Raw genomic sequence first — 26003 nt, forward strand, 5'->3', positions numbered from 1 at the left:
GCGCGCAAGGTCCTCAGGCGTACGTCCGGACTTCACCAGTTCGACTATCTGGGCCCGGAAGTCCGCTGGGTATGGCATTCGATGTCTGCCCATTTCGACGTTTTCGCGGGTCAACCTCACCACCATTTCAGCGTTAGGACGATCGACGCCAGTCCGCTGCCCACAAGAACGGCACCCAGCATAGGAGCATGACGCGCTGACGCCCCGCCCGATTCAATGCGGCGGCCAATGTGCCACACGACAGCGCCAACAACTGCTATCGAGAGAGCGACAAACCAGCCCGGAAACCTCACGCCGACTGCCACCAGAAATCCCGCAAGCGTGACAAGCTGCGGCCACGTTCCGCGCACCACTGCCAGGCAGACTGCTCCCAACCGGTCCACTATGCCTCTCCCACAATGATTACGGCGCGAGCGCGTCGGGTTTTGATCGGAGCGCCGTGAGAATGCCTGTTAACAGATCAACGGGCGATGGCGGACAGCCCGGAATGGCGACGTCCACAGGAAGCAGGTTCGACAGCGGTCCACACACGGCATAACTGTCCCTGAAGATGCCGCCCGTGCACGCGCAGTCGCCTGCGGCAACGACGAGCTTCGGATGGGGTGTAGCCTCCCATACCCGACGCACTGCTTCCTTCATGTTCAGCGTGAGCGGACCCGTCACCAGCAGCATGTCCGCATGACGCGGACTCGCAACGAATTTGATACCGAGCCCTTCGATGTTGTAGTACGGGTTATTCAGCGCGTGAATCTCCAGTTCGCATCCGTTGCACGAGCCCCCATCGACCTGGCGGATGCATAACGCGCGACCGAGCACGTCGAGAATCTCCCGCTGTATCTGCTGCTGATGCGAGGTTCTCCAAGCGTCGTTCGTGTCCGGGACGGACCCGGCCGGAATGTCTGTCCGTGCGATCTGTTTGAGAAGTTGCCACATTACAGGTCGTGTCCCGCGTAATTCAGGTTGAACGATTTGTTGATCAGCGGGAAATCGGGAACGATATTGCCGATGATCGCGTGCTCGAGCGCCGCCCAGTTCTGCCACGACGGATCATGGCAATGGCAGCGGGAAATCGTCCCGTTTTCGCCCGTCTCGATGGCCACGAACACATCGCCGCGCCATCCTTCGACCCAGCCGACACCGCGAGATGGAGGCTGCCCGGTTTCGACTGGCGCGACGACGGCACCGTCAGGCAGACCGTCGAGGAGCACGCGAATCAGCCGCAACGACTCATAGACTTCGTTGAACCGCACAGCGACGCGGGCAGCCACGTCGCCCCGGCTGTCGCTCATCATGTGAGGCTGGACCTCATGATATGGCGCGAACGGATGATCCACGCGAACGTCGATGCACAGACCGCTCGCCCGCGCCGCCAGGCCGCACACGCTGAAATGCGTGGCCACGTTCGCCGTGAGCTTGCCTGTTCCCGTAAAGCGATCCTGCAGACCCGCCTGCTCGTCGTAAATGCGCTGCATCGCGCGGACCGCGTCTTCGGTTCGCTCGCACTGTTCAGTGGCCGCCTCGACGAACTGCGCAGCGATATCGCGCGCCACCCCGCCCGGCACGATCTGATCCATCAGATAGCGATGCCCGAACATCACTTCGTTCAGACGCAGCCAGTCTTCCTTCATCCGCGCGAACTGCGCGAGCCCGAACGCAAAGCCAGCGTCGTTGCCAAGCGCACCGAGATCGCCCAGATGACTGGCGACGCGCTCGCGCTCGAGCAGCACGGCGCGCAGCCACTGCGCGCGTGGCGGAACAAAGATGTTCAGTGCGTGTTCGACGGCCATGCAATACGCCCACGAGAAGGCAACCGTCGTGTCGCCGGCTATCCGTCCCGCCAGACGATAACCAGTCAACAATGGCGTGCGCTCGAACAGCCGCTCGATACCCCGATGCGTATACCCGAGCCGCTCTTCGAGTCGCAGCACCTTCTCACCCACGACTGAGAAGCGAAAGTGCCCTGGCTCGATAATGCCCGCGTGAATCGGTCCCACCGCGATTTCGTGCACACCGTCTCCCTTGACCTGCACGAACGGGTAGTCCGCTTCCTGGGATTCGAAGCGCTCAGTTCCAGACGACAGTTTCTGAAGCGGATAATAGTCGGCTGGCCAGCTACCGTGATTCAGCCACGGACGCCCGTCCGCCGCGCCCGTCGCACGCACCCCGAGCAGATCGTAGACGGCACGCTGCATGCGCGACGCACACGGAAAGATGTTCGACACGTCCGGATAGCCGGCCGCTTCTTCATTGCCCATCGCGACAGGCAACTGCACCCACAACAGGCCATCTTGCATCGCATAGGCAGCCGACATCGTGAATGCGCCCGCAGCCGCTTCCCTACCCGCTTGCGCACCCCACAACGAGATCAGCCGGCCGCCCTCTTCTCGTGCTGTGCTGGCGATGCGGACCCACGTTGCGGCGTCGGTATGTGTCAGCCAGGCAGACGCCGAAAGCCGCGTGAGGTCCGAAAGTCCGAGTGAGTCGATCCGCACGCGTCACCCCGCAATCATCGCTGCCGCCTGCCGGTACCACGCAGCAAGATACGGCGGTATGTAAATCCCCAGCATGAGACCGAGGCCCAGATGCACGAATACCGGTAGGAGCGCCGGCGGGTGCTCGAGCGGTGTTGCCGTCGTCTCGCCAAATACCATGTGCTGCACGCGCGCGAAGATGGTAGCGAACGCCACCGCAAGTGCGATGAGGAGTACAGGCGTCGCCCACGGCAGTTCGCTAATAGCCGTCGTCAGAATCAGGAACTCGCTCGCGAAGACGCCGAACGGCGGCATGCCCAGAATGGCCAGCGCCCCCAGCATCATGCCCCACCCGACCGTCGGGCTCACGCGCAACAGCCCGCGAATGTCGTCGATCATCTGCGTGTGTGTCTTCTGTGCAGCATGGCCGACCGTGAAGAAGATCGCCGACTTGACGAGCGAATGCACGGTCATATGCAGCAGACCGGCGAATGTCGCGGTCGGCCCACCGAGTCCGAAAGCAAACGTCATCAAGCCCATGTGTTCGATCGACGAGTATGAGAACAGGCGCTTCACGTCTTTCTGGCGCAACAGCGAAAAGGTGGCGACCAGCACCGCTACCAGTCCAAACCCGACCAGCAGGCGCCCCGGCAGACCGTTCTGCAAGGCCCCGTCGGCAAGCACCTTGCAACGTAATACCGCGTACAGTGCCACGTTGAGCAGCAGGCCGGAGAGCACGGCGGAAATCGGGGTAGGCCCTTCGGCATGCGCGTCCGGCAGCCAGTTGTGCATCGGGACGAGGCCGACCTTCGTGCCATAACCGATCAGCAGGAAAACAAACGCAAGGGACATGATGGTTGGATCGAGCACGCCCTTCACTGCGCTCAGGCTGGTCCAGAGCAACGCGTCGCCGCCCGTGAGCTGCCGGCTTGCCGCAAGATAGAGCAGGATCGTGCCGAACAGCGCCTGCGCAATGCCGACCCCGCACAGGATGAAATATTTCCATGCCGCTTCGAGACTGGCCGCCGTGCGATAGACGCTCACCAGTAGCACCGTCGCGAGAGTCGCGGCTTCCATTGCGACCCACAGGATGCCGACGTTATTAGTGAGCAGCGCGAGCAGCATCGCGAACACGAACAGCTGATACATACTGTGATACAGACGCATACGCGCCGCCGTCATCTTGCCGCGCCCCTGTTCAATGCGCATGTACGGTCGCGAGAAAATCGACGTGGTCCAGCCGACGAATGCCGTCAGTGCAACGAGGAAGACGTTGAGCGGATCGACGAAGAAAAGCTTTCCGAGTGCGAAGGCGGTACCGTGGGCAACGGTTTGCGCGGCCAGCAGAATCGCCGCAATGAAGGTCAGGAAGCTGAACGCCACATTGAGTTCCGGCGCCAGACGATGCTGTCCGACGAGTGCCAGACATCCGCCCGCGACGAGCGGAATGCCGAAGACGAGCAGCAGAACCCACGCTTCAGTCATCTTTGAGCTTTTCCAGATGGTGGATATCCAGGCTGTCGAACTGCTCGCGGATCTGGAACATGAAGACGCCGAGAATCAGGATGCCGACCAGCACGTCGAGCCCGATGCCGAGTTCGACGATCATCGGCATGCCGTTGGTCGCCCCTGCCGCCGCGAAAAAAAGACCGTTCTCCATCGAAAGAAAGCCGATCACCTGCGGTATCGCCTTGGACCGCGTGATCATCATCATGAACGAAAGCAGCACACAGGCGAGCGCGATGCCGAGCGTGCCGCGCGCAACCGAAGTCGCGAGCTGGCTGATCGGCGTCGCCACGTTGAACGCCACGATGACGAGCACGATTCCGATGAGCAGGGTTGTCGGTATGTTGAGCAGCGTCTCGACATCGGTTTTCACGTTGAGGCGCTGCACCAGCCGGTACAGAATCCAGGGAATGACACCGACCTTCAGTATCAGCGTCAGCAACCCCGAGATGTACAGATGGACATCATCGGTGACAAAGCCCAGAACGAGGTTGGCCAATACAAGCGCGATACCCTGTAGCGTGTAGAGGTGAATCAGCGACAGGATGCGGCGCTGGCTGAGCATCGCAAACGACACCATCAACAAAACGGCCGCCAACAGGTTGATGATCTGTGTCGAAAGACCGTGGAGACCGTGCATCATGCCCCCAGCAGAAAGTGGACAAGCATGCCGATCACCGCGAGCAGAAAGGCCGTGGCGAGAAACTCCGGCACCCGGAAGATGCGCATCTTTGCGTTCGTCGTCTCCACCACGGCGAGCGCCACGCCGCCCACCAGCAGCTTGACGAACAGCAGCGGTATGGCGAGCAGCAGCGCGACGGGATTGCCGGCCTCTGCGATGCCCCACGGCACGAACAAGGACAGTCCGATGCACGAGTAGGCGAACAGCTTGAGACTCGCCGCCCACTCCATCAGCGCGAGATGCCGCCCGGAATACTCAAGGATCAACGCCTCGTGAATCATGGTCAGTTCGAGATGCGTGGTCGGATTGTCGACGGGCAATCGTGCGTTCTCGGCAAGCGACACCATCGTGAACGCAATGCCCGCGAACGCGAGGCTCGGATAGATCGCAAGCTCCTGGTGGCTCAACGCGCTCACGATATGCGTCAGCAGCGTCGAGTGGGTAATCAGCGACGCGGAAAAGAGCACCATCAGCAGAGCCGGTTCAGCCAGGAACCCCACCAGCATCTCGCGACGTGCGCCCAGCGTGCCGAATGCCGTGCCGATATCCATTGCGGCGAGCGAGATTGTCACGCGCGCCAGCGCGAACAGCCCGACCAGCGCAACGGCATCGGCAGCGGGCGACAACGGCAGATCCGTCGAGAGCGTCGGCACGATGGCGCACGCGAGTGTCATGCAGCCCAAGATCACGTATGGCGCACCGCGAAACACGGGGCTCGCGTGATGCGCGACGACCGATTCCTTGTTGAACAGCTTGTGCAGCATCCGGTATGGCAGCCAGATGGATGGCGCGCGACGGTTCTGCAACCAGGCACGGCACATGTTGATCCAGCCAGTCAGCAGCGGAGCCGCTGCGAGCGCCAGCAGAATTTCGAGCAGTTGCGAGGCCAGTCCGGAGAGCCTAATCATCGTCTGACCAGTACCAACAGGACAATGAGCACGAGAAAGCTGTGCATCAGATAGACAGCGATGCGGCCCGCCTGGAGCAGGCCTGCCAGCGCCGCGATGCGTCTGACAATGCGCTCGATGGGCTCGTAAAGCATCGCCCACGTGCGGTCCGTCACGGCGACGCGATACGTCGGGCGCGCGTCGAAGGGTGTCGGGAGTTGCCGTTCGATCCTGAGCAGCGGCGCGAAGATCTCGCGAATCGGCTGGCCGAACCCTTCGGCCGTATCCTGCATGCGCGCGTTCACGAACGGATGGCCGCAAGCCCACGGAATCGCGCGGCGCAACCGCCCATGATAGAACCGTCGCACGAGCACCCAGGCCAGCGCGCAGCAGCCGACGAAGAACAGCAAAAAGACCAATGGCATGTAACTCGCACGACCGGCATTTGTGGGTGCCAGCAGCAACCAGCCATTCCGGGCAACCGCTGGCCCGATGCCCGCGCCGATCAGCGCCTGCGTCACGCGATCGAGCACGGCAACGAACTGCACAGGCAGCAGGCCGAGCAGCACGCACGTCGCCGCGAGCCAGACGAAGCCGACACGCTCCCACGGGCTGGCATCCCGCGCGTAGCTCAGCTTTGGCTCGCGCGGCTGCCCAAGGAAGATGATCCCGAAGAACTTCACCATCGTGTAACCGGCGAGTGCGGCAACGAGTGCGATCAGCGCCGCGACGAGCGGAACGATCATATTCAGGAATGAGTTCGGCAGGTCGGGCGTGAACAGGAAACTCTGCAACAGCAGCCATTCGGACACGAACCCGCTCAACGGCGGCAGCCCCGCACTCGAAAGCGCGCCCAGCAATGCGACCCACGCAGTCCATGGCATGAACCGGATCAGGCCACCGAGGCGGCCGAGATTGCGCTCACCCGTTGCATGCAGGACAGAGCCCGTCGATATGAACAGCAGGCTCTTGAACGCGGCATGGCTGGCGATCTGGTAGAGCAACGCCGTCAGCGACAACGCGGCGAGCGCCGGCATGTCGAACGCCCGGAACACGACCGCGAGCCCCATGCTGACGAACATCAGACCGATGTTATCGACCGACGAGTAGGCGAGCAGCCGTTTCATGTCGGTCTGGATGGCGCTGAACACGACGCCGAACAGTGCGGTGAACAGACCGAGCGCCAACATCACAACACCCCACCATGCGGTCTGCACGTGCAGCAGGTCGAACACCGTCCGCAGCATGCCGTAAAGCCCTGCCTTCAGGACAAAGCCGCTCATCAGTGCCGACACAGGCGACGGCGCCGCCGGATGCGCCTCGGGCAACCAGACGTGCAACGGGAAGATGCCCGCCTTCGCCCCGAAGCCAAACAGCGCCAGCGCGAACGCAATGGATGCCCAGAATATGTCCAGATGCTGTTGCCGCATGCCGGCAAACGTGGAGTCGCCCGTCCCCGCCTGCAACAGCCCGAAACACAGCAGCAGCGCGAGTGCGCCCACGTGCGAAATCAGGAAGTACAGGTAGCCGGCTCGCCGGATTTCGGGAATGCGATGGTTGCTCATGACGAGAAACGTTGCCGCCAGCGTCATCGTTTCCCAGGCGACCATGAAGGAGTAGGCATCGTTTGCCACGAGGACGAGCGCGAGGCCCGCAAGGCACACGTGATATTCGAAGCAGAGCAACCCGGGGGGCGTGCCTTCACCCTTGCGGAAATAGCCGGCGGAAAAGGCACTGACGCCCGCGCCAACCATGCCGAGTACAGTCAGGAAATACGCCGACAGGGCATCGAGCCTGACATGGAACGGTAGACCCGGCAGACCCAACGGCAGGATCGCCTCTTGGGGAGGGGAAACGATGCCGGCAATACCCAGCGCGCAGAGCAGCAACCCAAACAATGCACCTGCCGGGAAAAGCGCGTGTGCGACGACTCGCGTTCGACGTAGGCTGAGGAGCCCCAGCACCCCGACGACGAGCCAACCGGCGATCACGGCAAGCACGGCAAGCACGAACGGAAGGACGGTGAGAGAGGCCATCGTGCGTCGCCTTTGCTGTATGCCTATTCTCGGCCCGCTGCCGCACCGGATGCGATGCGATCAACAACTTGCGTCGCGCGTCCTTCAGGACAGGCGGCGCCTGAGCGCCGGCCTGTCTGACCGCCCGGTTGATGAAGCGGTCCGTCTGCCGCAAATCCGCGCTGCATAGGATGTCTCCTCGCGAGGCCGGAACCTGGAAACACGGAGCCGGCGTCAGGAACATACAGTTATCAGACTATGATAATGCCGTTATCATCCTATCAGCTTTGTCCGCAGGATTCCATACGGCAGCGACGACCCCCTTCGCTTCGCGGCGGCGCCGTGTTTTCACGCCTGCACAATGGCAATCCGTCTTTCAGAACCGAGACCAGCGCGCAATTCCGACGCGGTGGAATTCACGCCCACACAAGGCCACATACACATCGTGTGACGGCAGGAGTCTGTACGCATACCCGCGCACTTCTTTCGAGCATCGACCGGAAAGGACCGACGTACCGAGGCGAACAGGCGTCTCGGGTTTTCCCTTGCGTTCGTGGCAGGTGCGGCGAACGCGGGCGGCTATCTGGCCGTGAAGCAGTACACGTCGCATATGAGCGGCATTCTTTCCGCGATCGCGGACGAGGCGGTGCTGGGTGATGTCGCGCTGGTGCTTGCCGGCATTGGCCCGCTGATCTTGTTTCTGCTGGGCGCCGCCTGCTCGGCGGTGCTCGTCAACTGGGGAGGCCGTCAGCGCCTGCATAGTCAATATGCTTCCCCACTCATGCTCGAAGCCGCCCTGCTTCTGTGCTTCGGCATGGTCTGCAGTCATCTGGCTCTGCGGGAAACCTTGTTCGTGCCCGCAACCGTCGTGTTGCTCTGCTTCATCATGGGACCGCAGAACGCCATGATCACCAAGCTGTCAGGCGCGGAAATCTGCACCGCGCACATGACGGGCATCGTCACCGACATCGGTATCGAACTCGGCAAACTCTTTTACTGGAACGTGTTGAGCGCTGATCCTGCCTCGAAACCCGTTCTCGCCAACCGGGAGCGACTCAAGGTGGACTCCGGCATGCTCGCGAGTTTTTTGTAGGCGGCATGACGGGCGCCCTGGGCTTCAAGCATGTCGACGGCGCTGGCAATCAGTCCATTGCTTGACGATCTTTGGGAGCGCCCGTGGCGGCCCGCGCGCAAGCCGCAATGACCCCGGCGATGAACTGACAGGGCGTGGAGTCACCTCATCCATGCTGCTCACACACACATGGTATGATAATGCCATTATCATTTGATTTGCGCTCCTGTCCGACGAAATACGCTGACGCCGGCCTGCCTGTGGCAAGTCTTGAGACGGTGCCACGAACAGACGTGCGAAACGCGTCCGAAGACCTGCAAGGAAAGAACGTGATTGACCCGGGTGCTGCCCTGCTGTCGCACGACCACGCATGCCGACTGGTTCGGGACATGAAGGGCGAGCACGGCCTGGTCGTGGTCGGCGTCGGCACGGCCGGGGAGCGCGGGTTCCAGATGCTTCACCGGTTTGCGGAGATATCCGACAGTCTCGAAGCTCACGGAATCAACATCGTTTTTGTCTATCCGAAGGCATCGGCGCGCCATGTGTTCGACGCGATCTCGGTCCGTGGCGCCCGGTATCGCGGAAAGACATGTCTCTTTCTCGACGGTGACGGCCGGCTCTTTCGAAAACCACTACCGCCGAGAGCTATCCGCGCGGTCTATCTCGACGCCGATATGCGATCCATCGATACCACATGCGTGATGCTGGACAGCGAGACATGGGACGATGCGTTGCGCAGCTTTCTTGCGGACATTGTCGGACGGCGTCTGCACTAGGTCGATGGGGGTCGTATCGGCCTGATTGAACCGACGCGCAGGAAAGGAGAAACACTGTGGTAATGCTTTGATTCGGGTGACGGCCCGATGGGGAGTCGATGAGACCGTAGCGGCGGAATTCGCGGCAACAGCAGTCACGTTTGCCAGCGATGTCATCTGTGCGGCAAATGGTCGCCATGTCAATGGCAAAGATGCCATGTCGGTCATGTCGCTGCGGGCCCGACGGGACACAGCCGTTCACATCCTTGTGGCAGGACCTGACGAGCGGGATGCGCTGCAAACCCTGTCGGCCAAACTCTGTGCCTCAGAGCTTGGGGCAGTGCCCTATATGCAGTCGCGCGCACAGTGCAGCACTGCAGTCACCGGCCGATGATCCGCAGCGGTTGGCCCAGCCAGAATGGAGGACCCGAGCGACCTGTGATTGTACGGGCGGGCGGTTTCGTCGCGCTGCAGTTCGATGAAAGCGGCGTATAGAGTTGCATGCTTGCGCAAGAGCCCTACGCCCTTGCGTTGGGCTATACGCGGACCATGATGGGCTTTTTGTTGTCCCAGCCAAATCCGCGCCGCATTTCGATCGTCGGCCTGGGCGGCGGCTCGCTGGCGAAGTATTGCTACCGCTATGTGCCTGACGCCATCATCACGGCTGTCGAAATCGATCCCGACGTGCTCGCGCTGCGTTCGCAGTTCCAGATCCCCCCCCGACGACGAGCGGTTCACGGTGATCTGCGCGGATGGTGCCCATTACGTCGATTCGTCTGACCAGCATCCCGACGTGCTGCTTGTCGATGGATTCGGCGCGGAGGGTGTGCCGCCGCAACTGTGCAGCCGCGCGTTCTATACGGCCTGCCGGCGACAGTTGCCGGATAACGGTTTGCTGGTAGCCAATCTGATAGCTAGCGATTCCGGCTTCCGTCGCTGCGTCCGCTCACTCAGGGCCGTCTTTGACGATGCAGTCGTCGTGGTGCCGGCGGAGGACAGTCCCGAGAATGTCATCGCCTTTGCGTGGAAGGAGCCGGCCGCATGCCTATCCCTGGACGAGTCGCTTGCACGAGCGCGCGTCCTCGAGGTCATGCACCCTCTGAATCTACGCGAAACTGCGATAAGGATCGAATACGGCAAAAGGATTGACTGGGACGAACGCACGGCCTGCGCACAAACCTGACCAGACACGCTCCCCCAGCCGGATCGAATTCCCCCGCTTCTCCCATCGTGAACCACGCCACGACAAGAACGAGACATGACCGAGCCTACTGACCTTCGGCCAGTCAAATTGAGCCATGCAGCGATCTGGACGCTCAAGCGCCTTTCGCAACCACGCTACGGGCGCAGCACGCCAGCCCTGAGCTGGTCCGTCACTCATGAATTGATTCGTGCCGGGTTTGTTGCCGTCTCCGAAAACGGTCGGGGGGCCACGACGCTCACCCAGGCAGGACGCAGTTTTCTGCATGGCGACGCAAATCTTACGCTCCTGTTGCTGCTGGCGGTCGCCAGGACTGCCACCTGGAACGCACGCGCCCGCCTCTCGATTGAGCGCAGTGACATCAATTACTGTAGCGAAAGCGAACAATCCATTATAATTTGATTAACATGTTTCAACCTTCGCTGCCACCATGGAATCGAAAAGCGCCCGACTGACAGTCCTGATTGACCCCGTAAAAAAAGAAGCGTTCGAGAAACTCTGCGCCGCACAGGACCTGACTCCATCCCAGGTTGTGCGGCAGCTTATCAGAGACTACCTCGAGCAGCATGGCGTGACCTGGAAGACACGGAGCACTATTGGCGCACGTACACGGCGATGACAGTTTCTGCCCAACACGCTAACGAAGCCCGGGATCACCCTGCACGCCTAACCTCTTCCACCGTCAGCATTGCCCACTGCGGCCGGTAACCAGCCTGAGCGTAGATGCTGGAATGCGGCGAACGCAGCGCCGTGACGCCGCCGGCAACTCGTATCCAGGTCGCGTCTTCGCGCGGATGAAACGGGTCGTTTCAAAACTGCGTGTTCACGCCACCACTCAAATCCGCGCCGCGATTGATTCACGCACCCATAGGGCTGCCAGTCCCGGCAGCCGCCGGTTTAGATAGTCCATTGCCCGCGTAATCCAATCCCTACCACCACTGCCCAGAGGTCGACCCCAAGATCGGCCTGCCCCAGTCCATCGATCTTCGCGTCGAATCTTCTACGCGGCCAGATCACCAGGGCTCCGGCGCGAAGCGCGTGTCGAACAGCAACGTCACGGCAGGACAGACGGTTTGCGCCCTTGCGAATTTCTCACGTTGAGCGCTCAAACTGCGGTATCTGTGACTCCCATAAGCGGCAGCGCACATAGTTGCCAATCTTTTTCCTATACGCTGACGGTTCAAACACGTGCTCGATGGAGCAATTACCACGGCAGAAGGCCCTTGCGGCGATCGAGCACATGCCTGCCGACGGGCTTGCTACACGCGAGAAGAATACCGCTCGTTGCACCATCAATGTTTAGTGATCGATAGAGACTGAAGGAGGGTACGATGGAAGGCTCACCTTATCCGATTCGATACCAGGTTTTTGGGGTCTCTCGACCATCAGATTTCAGCCTGTTTATTGACTATGTCGCGGGGAGCATAGAGCAACGTCGCACGAATATCATCAGTCTCATTAGCGATGGAGCAGACGCGGCCTTGAAGAGATGGTGCATGTTTGGACACCTTTCAGATTGTGACGTTTTCGAGATCGAGTGTCTTCCAGATCAGGTGTCAGCAGAAGAAGCAGTGGGATTTTGGAGAGCATATTTCGCATCTTTAGGCGAAGAAATCGTTTCGGCGAAGCACATATGTGGCGATGCTTGAGTTAATCGATCACTGATTCTTATGAGGTCGTGTTGTTGCGTCGACGTGCGGAACTGGTCTGAGTTGTATTTCTATTCGTGGCTCGGGGCCTTCCGGCCAGCAAGGGGCGGGTGGAGCGTCTAATGCGCGACTATGGTATCCACGTCCTACACAGACGCCGTTATCGCAATCTCGACGGACTTGAGGCACACGCTGCCGGTCACTGAGAATCTGATGGCGCGCAACTTCACGCCGAGGGCGCGGAACTCTCGCCGTGATTGCCCCCGTCCGAGTGATGCTGCGCACCGGGCTCGGGCCGGCGTCTGACCTTCCAGGCAAAGCTGGACGGATATGGCATGCCATGCTCAATGAGCCGCAAAGGAATTGTTGGGAATGCTCCGACAGAGCGTTTCTTCAACAGCCTAGAGCGAACGGGTCCATTCGAATACACATCAGAACGTCGTAGCGGACTTGTTGGCGGCGCGACGTTCAAGGAATTGATAACCCCAATCGATTGCCAATCCGACGGCTACATCCTTTTCTGGAAGAGGATGCAGCTAGCCCATACACCGACGATACCGAAAAACACCACTGGTACTTACCGTCGCTCCACGGACCGCAACGGGGAGACTCAGCACCAGCTCGGCTAAAGCAGTATCAAAGACGCAGCACTTCGAGACCATTGCTGCTTGCGCCAATGGCAGAAGGGAACGGGCCGCCCACCGGAACGGCGAATAAGTCTTGTCGACCCACAAGGGACGTCCACGGATTTCGATAGCGATCGTTCGAGTCACATTACGCTCGACATATCGCAATGATTTCCTCGCTGGTTGCGTCCCGGAAAAGGCTACCGTCCCAATCTCGGTAAGTATCCAGCCACAACGCTCTTTTCAGGTTCGCCCGGCAAACTGCCCGGAACACGCACGCGGAGGATTCGCCGAAGGTCTTCAACCAAGATCCGTTGAACCTGTCCGTTCTCGATTTGCCCGTATGGAATGTCCGCGAACCCGCCACACACAGACAACGGCAACATTCCTGTGCCATCGTCAACTGCGACTTCTATGTCATGCGCGGGCGAATGCACCCTTCTGTCCGCCGATCTCCTCCGTGAAGGGGCCAATCAGGCAGACACTTGGTCGTCGACCCGACATTCAGGTACAGCAGGTGTCAAATCTGATTCGCTCGACATTAGCATCTCCGCCGCGGCCAAACCCCAAACTTACCCAATCGAAGGCGTTCTTACGACCTTTACGGCCCTTCAGATTCACCGAAAACGGCCGTTCAAGTTAGCAGGCTACACTGACAGCCTTTGCCCGCTCAGGCGCCGCTTGATCGCTAGTGCGCCAGTACTCGTATTCCATCCAGCAATTTGCTGATCTCCGACTCAGTGGTCAGGTAGCTGACCGACGCGCGCGCGATCTGCTTAAGTCCCCTGAATTCCATATCCAGCGGCGTATAGCCGACGCCATTGCTACCGATCGTAATACCTTGAGCCGCAAGACTGCGCTGCACCGATACGGCGTCTAACCCCGTCAAGTTGAATGCCACCAGACCGGACCGTTCGACGCCTTGATCCAGCACCGTCACACCCGGAATAGCCGCCAGTTGCGTACGCAACGTCTGTGCGATGCCGTCGATCCGCGCGCGGATAGTGTCGATCCCGATCTCCAGGGCTTCCTGCAACGCATTGGCGAGTCCGCAGTGCAGCGCCAGCGACGCTTCCGACGATTCGAACCGCACAGCGTCATTTCGCAAAACGGGTTCGCCGTTCGCATCCAGCGGCGCAGAGCGCGTGTCGACGAATGCGGGCGCCAAGCGGGATAGAAAATCCTGTCTGACATACAACAGGCCCGTGCCTCTTGGACCACGTAGTGCCTTACGACCCGCACCGCTCAGAACATCGCAGCCCACCTCGACTACATCGATAGGAAGTTGCCCCACTGCCTGCGCGGCGTCGATGAAGTATGGGATCCCGTGACGGCGCGCGACCCGACCGATCGCCGCGGCCGGATTGATAAGCCCGCCGTTCGCCGGCAACCAGGTTAGTGCAATCAGGCGTACCCGGTCATCGAGCATCGCCTCCAGCGCGTGGGGATCCACTGTGCCGCAAGAATCGGACGGAATTTCTTCTATCGTCGCCCCCGCGCGCTGCGCCGCCAGGCGCATGGCAGCCAGATTGCCGCCCCATTCGTGACGCCCGACCAGGATGCGCTCGCCTGATCGCCAGGAGCCCAATGCGGCAAATGCGGCACCCCATCCGGGCGAATTGCCGGTGGTCAAGGCAATCTCGGTCACCTTTGCGTTCAGCAGTTGTGCGGCGAGTATCCGCGCGCGTTCGGTCTGTTCTCGTCCTGCTACGCCGGCCTCCATTGGCCCAATCGTGGCTTCGCGCCATAGTTGCGTGTGGATTGCCTCCAGCGTGGCCGAAGACGGCAGCGAGGCGCCGGCATGATTGAAATGTGTGGTGCTTTGTGCGCCCGGCGTGCGGGCGCGTAGCGCTTCCACGGCAGTAAGCGAGAGAGAAGACGACATGGTTGTCCTAATGAAGGGAGTTGGATTTACGCTTGTGTCAGCGAGATGATGGCTTCCACTTCGACGGCCGCACCGGAGGGCAACGACGCGACGCCGACCGCACTGCGCGCATGCCGGCCGGCATCGCCGAAGACCCGAACCATGACGTCGGACGCGCCGCTGGCAACAGTACTCTGGTGGCTGAAGTCACGGATACTGGCGACGAACGCAGCCAGACGAACGACCCGAGCTACGCGATCTCGACGGTACCCTGTGGCCGCCGCGATCTGCGAAAGAACGCCCAGCGCCGACAGTCGCGCAGCCTCGATTCCTTCTTCCTCCGTGAGGTTGTCGCCGAGGCGCCCGAGGTAGGCCGGCTGCCCACCCTTGCGCGATATTTGGCCGGAAATATGGAGGAGATTGCCATCCTGCACGTGCGACACGTAGTTGGCAGCAGGAGCGGCGGCGGGCTCGAGTGTGAGTCCAAGTTCGGCAACGCGAGCGGAAATTGCTATGGTCATGGTAGGGGGCATCTGTTCAAGATCGGAGAAGCCTCCATACTATTGACCCAGCCATCACGTGACCAATGAATTTTCGCGCGCCACCCGTGAACGAAACTAATACGTTCAGGTAAGCACACTCTCATGGGTGACTTCCGTGAGCCAGGCACAGAACGCCGAGGCCGCCTCGCTCATGCTAGCCCTCCGCGTAACGAGCCACCAGCCAATTCGGGGCTCGTCCAGTACCGCATCGGGTAGCGCCTGAACCAATCCCCGCTCGCTAACTGTGGCCTGATCAGGTTGTAGCGCCCCATGGCAATACCCTGTCCGGCCAATGCAACTTGTCGTCGCGATCACGCGGGTACAAGGGAGAAGTCACCAGTTGGCGACGCCGCGGCCACGCGTCAGCGCTCAGATCCCGGATACACGCTTGTTTTCGGCCATCACCGATGAGGTTCGGGCGCGGTACGCATGTGATTGCGGCGCATCCGCCTGCCGCCGGTCAATGACTGGCGGAACTGCCACGTCACCGTAGGCGGAAGGCAGCCGACTACAACTACTGCCCGGAAAGAGACGAACCGTCACATACCCTAATCGTACCCACTTCCACGGAGCGGACGACCTGTCAGGCTATCGACCGATTCACGCACGGCCTCTCTGCTCGATCCGCTTCGTCGATAACACGACGCGTGTGTTCGTAGAACAGAGCCGCGCATCGATTTGCGCAAGCCCGCGCATCGAATGGAGCGCCAACCGTGCGTTCAGATGCTCGTCGAACTGCGCAATCGACTTCGAGACGGCCGGTTGTCCGGGCTTCAGGCGGCGCGCGGCCGCGGAAAACGAGCCCGCCTCGACGACGGTGACGAACATCTCCCACGTTTGCCCTATATCTTCATGATCGCGCTGCCTCCAGCTTGTCCTGTGTCGCCGTATCAAAATCGCTTGCATTGTGACGCTCCCGAAGCTGCCCGGAAGGGTCACCGCTCGTCCGGTTGACCATGCGGCCACGTCTTACTGCCGGCCGCGCGAGAAGCATGTCGGCCCAGCGTTGAACGTTCGTGTAGTCCTGCACGGACAGGAATTCCGCGGCACCGTATTGCCAGCCTTTGACAAGGCCACCGTACCAGGGGAACACCGCCATATCGGCGATGGTGTAATCGTCACCGGCGAGATATTCACTGTCGGCGAGCTGCCGGTCGAGCACATCGAGCTGGCGCTTCACCTCCATCGCGAAACGGTCGATCGCATACTCGATCTTCGTTGGCGCATAGGCGTAGAAGTGGCCGAAGCCGCCGCCCAGGTACGGCGCGCTGCCCATCTGCCAGAACAGCCAGTTGAGCGTTTCGGTGCGTGCCGCCACATCCTTCGGAAGGAACGCCCCAAACTTTTCGGCCAGGTACAGCAGGATCGAGCCCGACTCGAACACGCGTACAGACTTCGGCCCGCTGCGATCCAGCAGCGCGGGGATCTTCGAGTTCGGATTGATGCCCACGAAGCCGCTGCCGAACTGCTCACCCTCGCCGATCCTGATCAGCCAGGCGTCATACTCGGCCCCCGAATAGCCGGCTGCGAGCAGTTCCTCCAGCAGGATCGTGACCTTTACGCCATTGGGGGTGCCCAGCGAATAAAGCTGCAGCGGATGACGCCCGACAGGCAGCACCTTTTCATGTGTCGGCCCGGCGACCGGTCGGTTGATGTTCGCAAAGGTGCCGCCGCTGGGTTTGTTCCAGGTCCAGACCTTCGGGGGAATATAGTCGATTGAATCAGCCATGCAGTTCTCCGTAACGGCTCAGTGCCAGCTCAGGCAACCAGCGGATAATTGGACGGGAAGAGCGCGCGACGAGTCTCTTCGTCGTTGACCTTCTTGAACTCGTGGTCCTTGCCGACTGCTCTGGCGCGGGCCGCCGCTGGGCGTGCATCGACTGTTTCGAACAACCGCTTGAGGTTGGGAAACGACCCCAGCGGGTCCTCGGCCCCCTTGAGCACACGCGAAGCGCGGTCGAGCCATCCCCATGCCGATATATCCGCGATTGTGTACGTTTCACCGACGATGTACGTCCGCCCTTCCAGATGGTCGTTCAGAACCTGGTAGTGGCGCTCGGCCTCGCGTCGATAACGGTTCACCGCATAGTCGAGCCCTTCGGGCGCGGCGAACTGGAAGTGCACTGCCTGGCCCGAAAATGGCCCCAGACCGGAGGCAAGGAACAGGAGCCACGAAAGCAGCTCGGGTCTGTCCTCCGGTGCGCCCTGCAATTTGCCGGTCTTCTCCGCCAGATAGAGCAGGATCGCCGTGGAGTCGAACACGCGCGCTTCCTTGCCGCCCGGCCCGTCTGTATCGACGATGGCAGGCACCTTGCCGTTGGGGTTGATCGCGCGGAATTGCGGCGTGTGCTGCTCGCCCTTGCTCGTATCGATGGGGACCATCTCGTAGGGAAGACCCGTCTCCTCGAGAAACAGGGCAATCTTGGCCGGATTTGGCGTGGGGTGGAAGTAAAAGCGGATCATGGAGGTACCTTCAGGTTTGCGAATGGGTTGATGCACGCCGCACTGCTGCAATGCGCGCGGGCGGGGGCCTGGAAGCGAGCAGTACACCGAAAACGATGACGACGATCGACAAACCTTCGGCCAGCGACGGCGTTTCGCCGAGAACGGGTATGGCGAGAACCGAGGCAACAGCAGGAAGCAGCGCAATGACAGCAGTGGCAGCCGAAGAGCCGAGCAGGGAAACGGCCCGGTTATAGGTGATGAGCGCGACGCCACTCATCAGCACGCCTTGATAGAGCCCCTGCATGGCGATCTCGCCCGGGGAGGCGAGGCTGAACCGGCTGAGGCCGAGGAACAGATAGACTGGAAGATAAAGCGCCATCGACCAGAGACAGATCAGCGCAGCGGATTCGACCGGTGTCAGGCCGCTGCGTCGAAACAGCAGCGTGTAGATGGCCCACATCGCGGCAGCGGCCGTCAGTGCGAAGATGCCAAAAGGATTGGGTTTGCCATGGGCTGCTACACCGGCACCCACCAGGCAAACGAGCCCTGTAATGATCGCCGCATAGCCAATCCAGCGTGACCTTCCCTGCCGCTCACGCAGGAAAGCCCAACCCAACACGCCGGCGAAGACGGGCATCAACGTCGGTGCGACAGACGAGGCCTGAGCCGCCGAAGTCAGCTTCAACCCGAGCGCGACGAGCAGTACGAAAGGCACGCCCCACAACACCGCAAATATCAAACCCTCGCCCCAGGCGGCGGCAGACAGGCGGGAGCCCCGGCGCACGACAGTTGGCGCGAGAAGGATGGCGCCGATGCCGAACCTAAGCGCGGCAATGTCCCAGATGCGAAGCTCGCGGATGACACCGAGCCGTGTCACGACAAACCAGCCCGAGAAGATCATGACCGTGAGCGCTGCCCAGGCGAACCCCGACAGTCGTATGCGTGAGGCTTTTCGCTGCGCCTGCTCAGGGTCAACGGCCGCCGCCGCACCCGATACCTTGCCGCTTGCCATCGATCAGGCCGGTAAAAGCGCTTTCAGGGCAGCGAGAATCGCATCCGGTTCGAGGCGCTTGCAGTAATCGACCTCGATACCGGCGAGCACAATGCGCCCATCCGGAGCAATCACATAGGTGGCGGGAACCGGCAATTCCCAGCTGCCGTCGCCATTGAGCACAGGCAACGCCTTGTTGTTCGAGCGCAGTGCCTCACGCAGGTCCTCGGGCAGTGCATAAACAAGCCCGAAGCGGCGCGCGACGGAATTCCCTGCATCGCTCAGGACATCGAAGGTCAGTGCATTAGTCTGCGCAGTCGTCAGCGAACCGTCGTGCAGCTGCGGCGAGATCGCGACCAGCCGGGCGCCTAGCGCGGCCAACTCAGGAAGGATCGCCTGATACGCCCGCAACTGGATATTGCAGTAGGGACACCATCCGCCGCGATAGAACGTAACCACGACGGGGCCGTGCCGCAACAGACCGGAAAGCGAGATCGGATTGCCATGTACGTCCGGTAGCGAAAAGTCCGGCGCTTCGTCGCCAGTTCCGACCGCCCTCTCCAGTCCGAAACTGGCACGCAGTTCGTCGATTCTGGCCTCGTAGAGCGCGACGCGCCCGGATGGCGCAGTGCGCGCAAACTCCGCCCTGAAGCTGTCCAGTTGCTCCTGCAGTCCCATGACTCTTCTCCTCCACGCGATGCCTCCACGGGGCACGATGCACCCAAGGCATATCAGGTCGCGCCCTTTTCGTTTTAGAACGCACATTCTATAATCGCTCATCGCAGCGAAGTTGGCAAGCTAGCTGCGCCATGATGGATCCAGGTGACAGAGATGGCGAGACCAAGGGAATTTGACGAACAGACAGTGCTCGACGCAACGGTCCAGTGCTTCTGGAGGTTCGGCTACGAGGCGACGTCGGTGAAAGATCTCACCGGGAAAACAGGTCTCACCGCCGCAAGCCTTTACAACGCGTATGGAGACAAGCGCGGCCTGTTCCGGGCTGCGCTCGATCGCTACGTAAGCGAAAGCATAGGCAACCGCATACGGCGGTGCGAAGCGCTCCCTCCCCTTGAGGCGATCCACTCGTTCTTCGACGAGATCCTGCGCCGCTCGTTGAACGATCGCCAGCATAAGGGTTGCATGCTCGTGAACTCGGCCCTGGAGATGGCACCGCACGATGCTGAGTTCCAGAAGATCATCGCCGGCGTTCTTACCCGTATCGAAGGCTTTTTTCTCGGATGCATCAGAACAGGTCAGGCCGACGGGACCATTACGCAATCACAGCCGGCCGCAGTCCTCGCCCGGCACCTGCTTGGCGTTCTGATGGGCGTTCGCGTCCTGGCTCGCGTTCGTCCGGAAAAAGCGCTGCTTGAAGGGGTGATTGCGCCAGCGCTCGCCCAGCTTGTACCGCCCGAGGACGGGCCGAACTGACGTGCCCTGAAAGATTAATGCTTTCAGGCAGGTACTTCGGCCAGGCAATCCATCGACTCTCGAGCGGGTCACTTGGAACCTCTACGGACCCTTCCGGCGACGGTCAGCGAGTCGCTGACCGACCACCGGCCACGGACGTGGTCACCAAGGCATGAAACGGAGAGGTCCGATCTTCCACGCTGGCGTCTGAGAACGAAGTCGTCCAGGCATTCTGGAAGCAGCGTTCCTCCTGTTACCTGCTGCTACCGGTCCGACGGCGCATTGCGCCTGTAACTCCGGGGCATTCCTCCGTCCCCTCGCACTCACCAGTTCCATGCGAGGTATTGTCTTGCGGCTCGACGGTCTTTTTTCAACGAGATCCCCTCTACGGGCGATGCCGCAAGTTTGTCGAGGCGACCCGAGGTTCGCTCTCGGCACAGCGCGACAGCGGAGGCCCAACAGTCCGAGTCTGGACCGACCCTGACGGGGCGTTCGCCGCCCGCAGGTGCCCGCTATGCTGAATATCCGGTGCAGGCGCGCCATCAAGGCGGTGACGTCAACAGTTGTGATTCGTGATATCGTCAGGATTGCTAAACTGCCGTCGCCCTGAAATCACTTTGCTCCTGGCAACAGGATGCCCTGCCGACTTCATTTTTGCGTGTGGGATCTCCCATTGATGTCCGTCGGAGATCTCGTCATCGAAAAGATGTTGCGCGTCCATTAAGTCCTGGCGGGCATTCGCGAATGCAGGAACTTCAACTAAAAAAATCCGGCGATGCCCCGACTTGCGGCATCGCCGGGAAAACGCCGCTTTAAGGTGCGACGCGCCCCCCGTAGATCCCACGATCCGGCTTCAGAACCGATGACGAAGGCCGACGCGTCCAACTGTCTGCTGGCGGTTCAACGATGGTGACACGCCGGCGATGCTGGCTACCGCGCTGGCTCCCGTCGAGTCGTGGCCATTGGCCGTCTGATACTGGAGAGCGGCGTAAACGTCGGTGCGCCGTGACAACGTATAGTTCATGCCTGCACTGAATTGGCTGTAATTCGCGCCCCCGACCGTAGCCGAAACATGGCTGCTGTGCAGGTAATTATATGCAATACCGGTCAGAAGTCTCGGGGTCACGTGATACTGCAGGTTGACTTCGAAGTCGTTGAAAATGGCCGAGGAGTTTCCGAGTGCGGGGATGTTTGAGAAGCGAACATTCGAGTAGTTCGCGCCGAGTACCGCGTCGCCCAACGCGTAGAGCGCGCCGGCACCGATCACGTTGTATGCGCTTGCACCCGCATAGCCGCTCAACACCGGCGTCCCGGTCAAGCCATTAGAGGTGGGCGTTTCGTTCGGGTTGCTGCCGAACAGTGATGTCGCCGGATTACGCGCTTGCAGGTAGGCAATGCCCAATGTCACCGGACCACCGTGGTAGCCGCTGCCGAGCGAAAAGACCTGATTGCGCGCGACGGAACCCGCAACGCCACCCAAGCTGTAGATACCCCCAAATGTAAGTCCACCGTAGTCGTTGCTGGTGTACTTGACGGCGTTGTTGGTTCGGCGGCTGTTGTTGAAGTTGTCGAGGTCCGCCGGATGTGCGCTATGACCAGTGCCGACATTCGAGTCGCCAAATTCCAGCTTCCCGACGTAATCGACGATACTGTCATACTGGCGGCCGAGCGTGAGCGTACCCAACTGCTTGCTTTCAATGCCGACGAACGCCTGCCGGCCGAACAGCGCGCCACCCTGTCCAAGGCGGCCATTGTTCAACTCAAATCCATTCTCGAGCTGAAACAGCGCCGTCAGTGCGCCTCCGAGCTCTTCCCGTCCTTTCAGACCCCACCGAGAACTATTGAGACCATTGGTCGCATCCAGCCGGAACTGCCGGCCGCCGAGCGCGCCGGCAGTGGTTGTTGCGTTGCTGATAGTCTCAAAACCTTCGTCGATGAGGCCATATAGCGTCACGCTTCCCTGCGCGTGAGCCACAGTCGCGACAGGCATCGCGGCAGCACAGACGATGAGCATTCGTTTCACGGATTCGTTCTCCTCAAGTTATCTACTTTGGTTTGCGTTCGCGCCGCGATCCCGTCGCGACAGTGATAGAACGCGTACCGGCGCATCCTGCGTCCCGAGAGGACCCGCATTGAACACCGATGTTGTCCTTTTCCACAGTCTCTACGGCGTGACGTTGGCGGTTGGGCGGAAGTGTCAGGAGATAAATCGGGGGACGCCGCGGGAAAGTTACAAGGGCATCAAGAGATTCGCGGCGCTGAACAAGCGAGCGTTAGCTCACCATTCGAGTATCGGCGTCGCGAACCGCTTCCGACCCCCTCTCGTCATGTCATGTTATATTGAGAGATTCGCCCACCTCACCGTCATCGCGTGTTCGTGCGGCGGCGCCGCCACGTTCCTGCGCGTGGCCTGACGAACGTGCGGCTCGCCGTCGTGCTCGAAACCGGCACGACGCTCGGCGCGCTGACTGGCGTCGCGCTAGCCGACATCGTTCCCGTGGCCGCTCTAAATGTGCTCTTCGCCGGCTTGCTGCTGGTGTGTGGGTGGCAGATGTACCTTCGCCGCGAAGCGAGTCATTGCCAAAAAGCGGACGCAATGCCCGTCCCACCGAGTCAAGCGCCGCCGCGCGCGCGCTCGAGCGCGGCAGTCGACACCGAAGCGTTCAACGGTTCCGGCAGCGTCTTCTCGCCGCGCAGAAAATACGCGCCTGCGCTCGCAGCGGCCGTGACGCTGATCATGAGGCGTCGCGCGCCCTCGCCGAACGGACTTGCCGGCGCGCCAGGCCTTCCCGGCTTGCGTGCGCGAATACATACAACGTGGCCGGTGGTTGGCCCGACATGGCCCGCGCCCCGCAGTCACTGATATTTTTCATTGGATCTGTAACCGCTGGCCATGTCAAAGCGATCTATTCCGTAACACCGTCGCGTGTCAACGCTGCGAACATACCAATCCGAGGCGCTAGCGACCGATTTCTCTCACGATCCATTGCAGATGCATAGACTAAGTTTGCATGACAGCTTCGTTCTGCCGCGTTTGACGTCCAACCAATGGTCGGGCGATGCCTTGTGTCCATGCCCCGCTGCCCAGCCCTATTCGGATCCGCAGGTGTCGTCGATGCCCGCCAGGTGCTCGCCGAGGCGCCGGGTCTGGGCGATCCGGTGTGCTCCCTGTTCCCGCAGCTTACGATGAACGCCAATGCGACGATGAAGCTCCGTACGTTCGACGAGGAGGACCAGGCGGCAGAGCTCGCCCGGCGCACGAATGCGGCGGCGAAGGCGGAACGGCGTCTTGCCGCCCTGCTCGACGCATCGATCAGCGGCGACAAGCACGCGTACCACCGCTTCCTCGACGAACTCGCGCGCCATCTGCGGGCACGCCTGCGCAAGCAACTCAGACAGCAGGACGCCGATGTCGAAGACCTCGTACAGGAAGTGTTGATCGCCGTACACAAAGGACTCGACACGTTTCGCCCCGACGTGCCGCTCACTGCCTGGATCAGCGCGATCGTGCGCTATAAGCTGGCCGACCACTTTCGCGCAAATCTCCGACGCGGTGAGATGTTTGAGCCGCTCGACGACGATGTCGCGGTTGAGGGCATTTCCCCACTAGATTCGCTCGAAGCACGCCGCGATCTGACACGGCTGCTCGACACCTTGCCCGAGCGCCAACGCCATCCGATCGAGCACACGAAGCTTCTGGGCCTGTCCATTGCAGAAACGGCCGCCACGACCGGCCTCACCGAATCCGCCGTGAAAATTGGCATCTTCGCTGCGAGTGCTTTCAGCCCGCGATGAACACTGAAGCCCTCATTTCGATGCTGGCGTTTGGGCCACGGGCGCCATCACGCGCCGCCATCGCGAAACGCATTCGGCAGTGGCGTAGTCTTTAGCATGGCGGCAGCGCTTCTGTTTCTGCTGTACATACTGCCGGGTGGAGCGAATGCTGCCGCGCTGGCATCGCGTCTTTCAATGCCGCTTTTCTGGGCCAAGCTCGCCCTACCATTGTCAATGTCGATCGCGGCGGTGTGCGTCGCCGCGCGGCTGTCGCGCCCGGGCGTACGAGTCGGACATGCATGGACGGCCCTCGCGGCGCCGGCCGCGCTGGTATGGGTGGCCGCGCTCGCGGTGCTTGCTTTCTCGCCGGCTGGAGCGCGCCGCGCCATGATGCTAGGACACACGTGGCGGAGTTGCTCGCTGCACATTGCATTCCTTTCTATGCCCGCGCTGGTTGCATTGCAACTGGCTATGCGCGGTCTCGCGCCGACGCGTCCCGCGCTGTCCGGTGCCGCTGCCGGCGTGCTGGCGGGTTCGATCGGAGCACTGGCGTACTGCCTGCGCTGTCCCGAGATGGCAGTCCCGTTCTGGGCGATATGGTATTTGGTGGGCATGTCACTGCCCGCGCTCGCTGGCGTACTGATAGGACCCCGCGCACTGCGCTGGTGACGGCAAGTCATACGACTCGCGTTCGTTTCCGCAGCCCGGCTTAATCGTCTGGATAACTAACCGTGATTGCGGCAGCAGTGCAGCTTCTCGTAACCGACCATACTCTTAGCGGTCATGCATCGCTTGTGTTGAGGTGGCACGGTGGTTAAATAAAGACAGCTTCCTTGGACTCGCTGGAGATCTTACGCCAATAGTTTTCTTTCGCACTGCTGGCGGCACGGATCCGATGGGTTCGAGCAAGCGGATTGGAGTGAAACGGTGCACCCATCGTAATGTGGCAAATTCCCGCGATTCCGGGGATTTACAAGGATCTTGGCGATTAGGTAGCTTGGTCTTGTACAAGCCATTGTTAGTAGGCCTGTCCGGTAATTGCGCACGTACCGGCAAGACAGTCGGCACCGGCTGCCGCCGTCGCGCTGAATCCCTGCTTGAGCGCAAAGAACGCTTTGTACTCTTAAAACCGGTTCTCGCGGCTTCATCAGTTTCGCCGCCAAAGCAGAGCAGCCGGCACGCCGTTCCAAACTTCCGAATGACTTCCGCGCAACTCAATGGAAGCCTCAGTGTTGCCGTCGCTGATCCCGTGTAACCAATCTAGGGGTTGGCGCGATCTACTCTCCAGTGACCCTCGGCGAAGAATGCCGGCGGTGTCCGCGTCGTTAGTCCACGCGTTGTATCCGAAACAGTCTCTACAGGAGATAATATGAAAATTCGAAAATTCGTCGGCATCGCAATGCTGTCGGCCGTCTCAACCATGTACGTCGACGCCGCACATGCGCAGGGAACCGCCCGCGCGGAAGCAGGGCAGCAGTTGGTTCGAGCACAGCAAAACGGCCTAGGATCGGTCGCCGATGCGCCGTCTCCCGTCGTCAGCTCTGTCGATCAGCGAAAGCTGCAAGAGATGCAAGCCGAGCATAGTCGGGACAGCGGATTCGGCGGACAACCGGGCGGCAGCGGCGGATCCGGCGCGACCGCCGTGCCGGCGCACCCCGCGTCCGCGCCTCACGACGACTGCGTCGGACCGGTCAGCTTCTGTAACATATATTTCGGCAGCTAAGGGATATGGTCAGCCGGCATGCGCTTCGGGCTTCGGCGCTCCGTGCCAGGTGACCCTGAGACCATGAAAACGCTTATTTGCCGCTCGCTCGCCCTGGGCTTTATGGCCTTACCGCTGCTATCGTTCGCCCAGTCGACCGCAGGCCTCACGCGTGCGCAGAATTACGACCAACTCGTGCGGCTTGGACAGGCCGGCTACGTTCCCAGCGCCGGCGATGACGCGCATTACCCGGACGATCTGCGGGCCGCCGAGGCTCACGTCGCGGTCCAAGACGCGGCGCGGGCCTTACTACACAAGAGTCTGGTTAGGGAGCTCTCCCCGCCGACGGCGCAAGGGTAGAGAAAAGACTCAGCGTGCTATGTCGATCCAGTCGTTGACTTTGTCCTGGGG

24 protein-coding genes and 7 pseudogenes are annotated in these 26003 nt (G+C 61.0%); 15 read left to right on the plus strand and 16 right to left on the minus strand.

Annotation, left to right across the window (positions count from 1 at the left end; genetic code table 11):
- Positions 1-402 precede the first annotated feature (402 nt).
- Genes H3V53_RS25510 through hyfB form a run of 6 tightly spaced genes read right to left on the minus strand, consistent with a single transcriptional unit; the run spans position 403 to position 7582 of the window.
- A complete protein-coding gene (locus H3V53_RS25510) occupies positions 403-933 on the minus strand; it encodes an NADH-quinone oxidoreductase subunit B family protein (RefSeq protein ID WP_336600325.1) in 531 nt (176 codons plus the stop codon).
- A complete protein-coding gene (locus H3V53_RS25515) occupies positions 933-2492 on the minus strand; it encodes a hydrogenase large subunit (RefSeq protein WP_336600326.1) in 1560 nt (519 codons plus the stop codon). Before H3V53_RS25515 ends, H3V53_RS25510 begins: the two co-directional genes overlap by 1 nt.
- 3 nt (positions 2493-2495) lie before the next feature.
- Complete coding sequence (locus H3V53_RS25520; RefSeq protein ID WP_054923542.1) at positions 2496-3956, minus strand: hydrogenase 4 subunit F; 1461 nt, start codon at positions 3954-3956, stop codon at positions 2496-2498.
- On the minus strand, positions 3949-4617 hold the full coding sequence (locus H3V53_RS25525) for a hypothetical protein (protein ID WP_054923541.1): 669 nt from the start codon (positions 4615-4617) through the stop codon (positions 3949-3951). Before H3V53_RS25525 ends, H3V53_RS25520 begins: the two co-directional genes overlap by 8 nt.
- Positions 4617-5567, minus strand: coding sequence for a respiratory chain complex I subunit 1 family protein (locus H3V53_RS25530; protein WP_336600327.1), 951 nt, complete (start codon positions 5565-5567; stop codon positions 4617-4619). The genes H3V53_RS25525 and H3V53_RS25530 overlap by 1 nt, the downstream gene beginning before the upstream one ends.
- Entirely contained in the window at positions 5564-7582 is a 2019-nt protein-coding gene (gene hyfB, locus H3V53_RS25535) for a hydrogenase 4 subunit B (RefSeq protein ID WP_336600328.1), read from the minus strand. The genes H3V53_RS25530 and hyfB overlap by 4 nt, the downstream gene beginning before the upstream one ends.
- 448 nt (positions 7583-8030) lie before the next feature.
- On the opposite strand from hyfB, the pseudogene H3V53_RS25540 reads away from it, so the two are divergent.
- The 9 genes and pseudogenes from H3V53_RS25540 to H3V53_RS43735 form a co-directional block, all read left to right on the plus strand.
- Positions 8031-8765 (plus strand): annotated as a pseudogene (locus H3V53_RS25540) (YoaK family protein).
- Between the two features lie 257 nt (positions 8766-9022).
- Complete coding sequence (locus H3V53_RS25545) at positions 9023-9409, plus strand: hypothetical protein (protein WP_054923538.1); 387 nt, start codon at positions 9023-9025, stop codon at positions 9407-9409.
- A gap of 76 nt (positions 9410-9485) precedes the next feature.
- Positions 9486-9782 (plus strand): HPr family phosphocarrier protein, encoded by a 297-nt coding sequence (locus H3V53_RS25550; protein WP_336600371.1) that lies wholly within the window; start codon positions 9486-9488, stop codon positions 9780-9782.
- A pseudogene (locus H3V53_RS43720) lies at positions 9779-10571 on the plus strand (fused MFS/spermidine synthase). The gene H3V53_RS25550 and the pseudogene H3V53_RS43720 overlap by 4 nt, the downstream one beginning before the upstream one ends.
- A gap of 75 nt (positions 10572-10646) precedes the next feature.
- Complete coding sequence (locus tag H3V53_RS43725; protein ID WP_419539573.1) at positions 10647-10991, plus strand: hypothetical protein; 345 nt, start codon at positions 10647-10649, stop codon at positions 10989-10991.
- 28 nt (positions 10992-11019) lie between these two features.
- Entirely contained in the window at positions 11020-11208 is a 189-nt protein-coding gene (locus H3V53_RS25570) for a ribbon-helix-helix protein, CopG family (protein ID WP_054923536.1), read from the plus strand.
- Between the two features lie 712 nt (positions 11209-11920).
- Positions 11921-12238, plus strand: coding sequence for a hypothetical protein (locus H3V53_RS25575; protein WP_336600331.1), 318 nt, complete (start codon positions 11921-11923; stop codon positions 12236-12238).
- A gap of 83 nt (positions 12239-12321) precedes the next feature.
- Positions 12322-12472 (plus strand): annotated as a pseudogene (locus H3V53_RS43730) (IS3 family transposase); the annotation flags it as partial.
- 74 nt (positions 12473-12546) lie between these two features.
- Positions 12547-12691, plus strand: a pseudogene (locus H3V53_RS43735) (IS3 family transposase); the annotation flags it as partial.
- 861 nt (positions 12692-13552) lie between these two features.
- Here the strand turns inward: H3V53_RS43735 and H3V53_RS25580 are convergent.
- The 7 genes and pseudogenes from H3V53_RS25580 to H3V53_RS25610 all read right to left on the minus strand — a co-directional run bounded on the left by H3V53_RS25580 (position 13553) and on the right by H3V53_RS25610 (position 19384).
- Positions 13553-14749, minus strand: a complete 1197-nt coding sequence (locus H3V53_RS25580) for an aminotransferase class V-fold PLP-dependent enzyme (protein WP_336600332.1) — start codon at positions 14747-14749, stop codon at positions 13553-13555.
- Between the two features lie 26 nt (positions 14750-14775).
- Positions 14776-15249: a RidA family protein gene (locus H3V53_RS25585; protein WP_336600333.1), complete on the minus strand. Its 474-nt coding sequence runs from the start codon at positions 15247-15249 to the stop codon at positions 14776-14778.
- Between the two features lie 596 nt (positions 15250-15845).
- Positions 15846-16098 (minus strand): annotated as a pseudogene (locus H3V53_RS25590) (LysR family transcriptional regulator); the annotation flags it as partial.
- Positions 16099-16120: 22 nt separating this feature from the next.
- Complete coding sequence (yghU, locus tag H3V53_RS25595; RefSeq protein WP_336600334.1) at positions 16121-16999, minus strand: glutathione-dependent disulfide-bond oxidoreductase; 879 nt, start codon at positions 16997-16999, stop codon at positions 16121-16123.
- A 29-nt stretch (positions 17000-17028) separates the two neighbouring features.
- Complete coding sequence (locus H3V53_RS25600) at positions 17029-17733, minus strand: glutathione S-transferase family protein (RefSeq protein WP_336600335.1); 705 nt, start codon at positions 17731-17733, stop codon at positions 17029-17031.
- A gap of 10 nt (positions 17734-17743) precedes the next feature.
- A complete protein-coding gene (locus H3V53_RS25605; RefSeq protein WP_336600336.1) occupies positions 17744-18727 on the minus strand; it encodes a DMT family transporter in 984 nt (327 codons plus the stop codon).
- A 3-nt stretch (positions 18728-18730) separates the two neighbouring features.
- The gene (locus H3V53_RS25610) at positions 18731-19384 is read right to left on the minus strand and encodes a peroxiredoxin-like family protein (RefSeq protein ID WP_336600337.1); all 654 of its coding nucleotides are present in this window, start codon (positions 19382-19384) and stop codon (positions 18731-18733) included.
- Positions 19385-19537: 153 nt separating this feature from the next.
- Here H3V53_RS25610 and H3V53_RS25615 point away from each other — a divergent pair, with 153 nt between their 5' ends.
- On the plus strand, positions 19538-20137 hold the full coding sequence (locus tag H3V53_RS25615; RefSeq protein ID WP_336600338.1) for a TetR/AcrR family transcriptional regulator: 600 nt from the start codon (positions 19538-19540) through the stop codon (positions 20135-20137).
- 832 nt (positions 20138-20969) lie between these two features.
- Here the strand turns inward: H3V53_RS25615 and H3V53_RS25620 are convergent.
- Positions 20970-22139 carry a porin gene (locus tag H3V53_RS25620; protein ID WP_419539574.1) on the minus strand — a complete coding sequence of 390 codons (1170 nt, stop codon included), beginning with the start codon at positions 22137-22139 and terminating at the stop codon, positions 20970-20972.
- Positions 22140-22550: 411 nt separating this feature from the next.
- On the opposite strand from H3V53_RS25620, the pseudogene H3V53_RS43740 reads away from it, so the two are divergent.
- Positions 22551-22664 (plus strand): annotated as a pseudogene (locus H3V53_RS43740) (sulfite exporter TauE/SafE family protein); the annotation flags it as partial.
- A 65-nt stretch (positions 22665-22729) separates the two neighbouring features.
- On the opposite strand, the gene H3V53_RS25630 reads toward H3V53_RS43740, so the two are convergent.
- Positions 22730-22855, minus strand: coding sequence for a hypothetical protein (locus tag H3V53_RS25630; RefSeq protein ID WP_336600376.1), 126 nt, complete (start codon positions 22853-22855; stop codon positions 22730-22732).
- A 333-nt stretch (positions 22856-23188) separates the two neighbouring features.
- On the opposite strand from H3V53_RS25630, the gene H3V53_RS25635 reads away from it, so the two are divergent.
- Positions 23189-23911 (plus strand): sigma-70 family RNA polymerase sigma factor, encoded by a 723-nt coding sequence (locus H3V53_RS25635; protein ID WP_336600373.1) that lies wholly within the window; start codon positions 23189-23191, stop codon positions 23909-23911.
- 96 nt (positions 23912-24007) lie between these two features.
- Positions 24008-24559, plus strand: a complete 552-nt coding sequence (locus H3V53_RS25640) for a DUF1109 domain-containing protein (protein WP_336600339.1) — start codon at positions 24008-24010, stop codon at positions 24557-24559.
- A gap of 145 nt (positions 24560-24704) precedes the next feature.
- Here H3V53_RS25640 and H3V53_RS25645 read toward each other — a convergent pair.
- A pseudogene (locus tag H3V53_RS25645) lies at positions 24705-24913 on the minus strand (IS3 family transposase); the annotation flags it as partial.
- 346 nt (positions 24914-25259) lie between these two features.
- On the opposite strand from H3V53_RS25645, the gene H3V53_RS25650 reads away from it, so the two are divergent.
- Positions 25260-25613 carry a DUF4148 domain-containing protein gene (locus H3V53_RS25650; protein ID WP_336600340.1) on the plus strand — a complete coding sequence of 118 codons (354 nt, stop codon included), beginning with the start codon at positions 25260-25262 and terminating at the stop codon, positions 25611-25613.
- A 63-nt stretch (positions 25614-25676) separates the two neighbouring features.
- Complete coding sequence (locus H3V53_RS25655) at positions 25677-25952, plus strand: DUF4148 domain-containing protein (protein ID WP_336600341.1); 276 nt, start codon at positions 25677-25679, stop codon at positions 25950-25952.
- Positions 25953-26003 lie beyond the last annotated feature (51 nt).

Source organism: Paraburkholderia bengalensis, from assembly GCF_037126505.1.
Taxonomy (GTDB): domain Bacteria; phylum Pseudomonadota; class Gammaproteobacteria; order Burkholderiales; family Burkholderiaceae; genus Paraburkholderia; species Paraburkholderia bengalensis.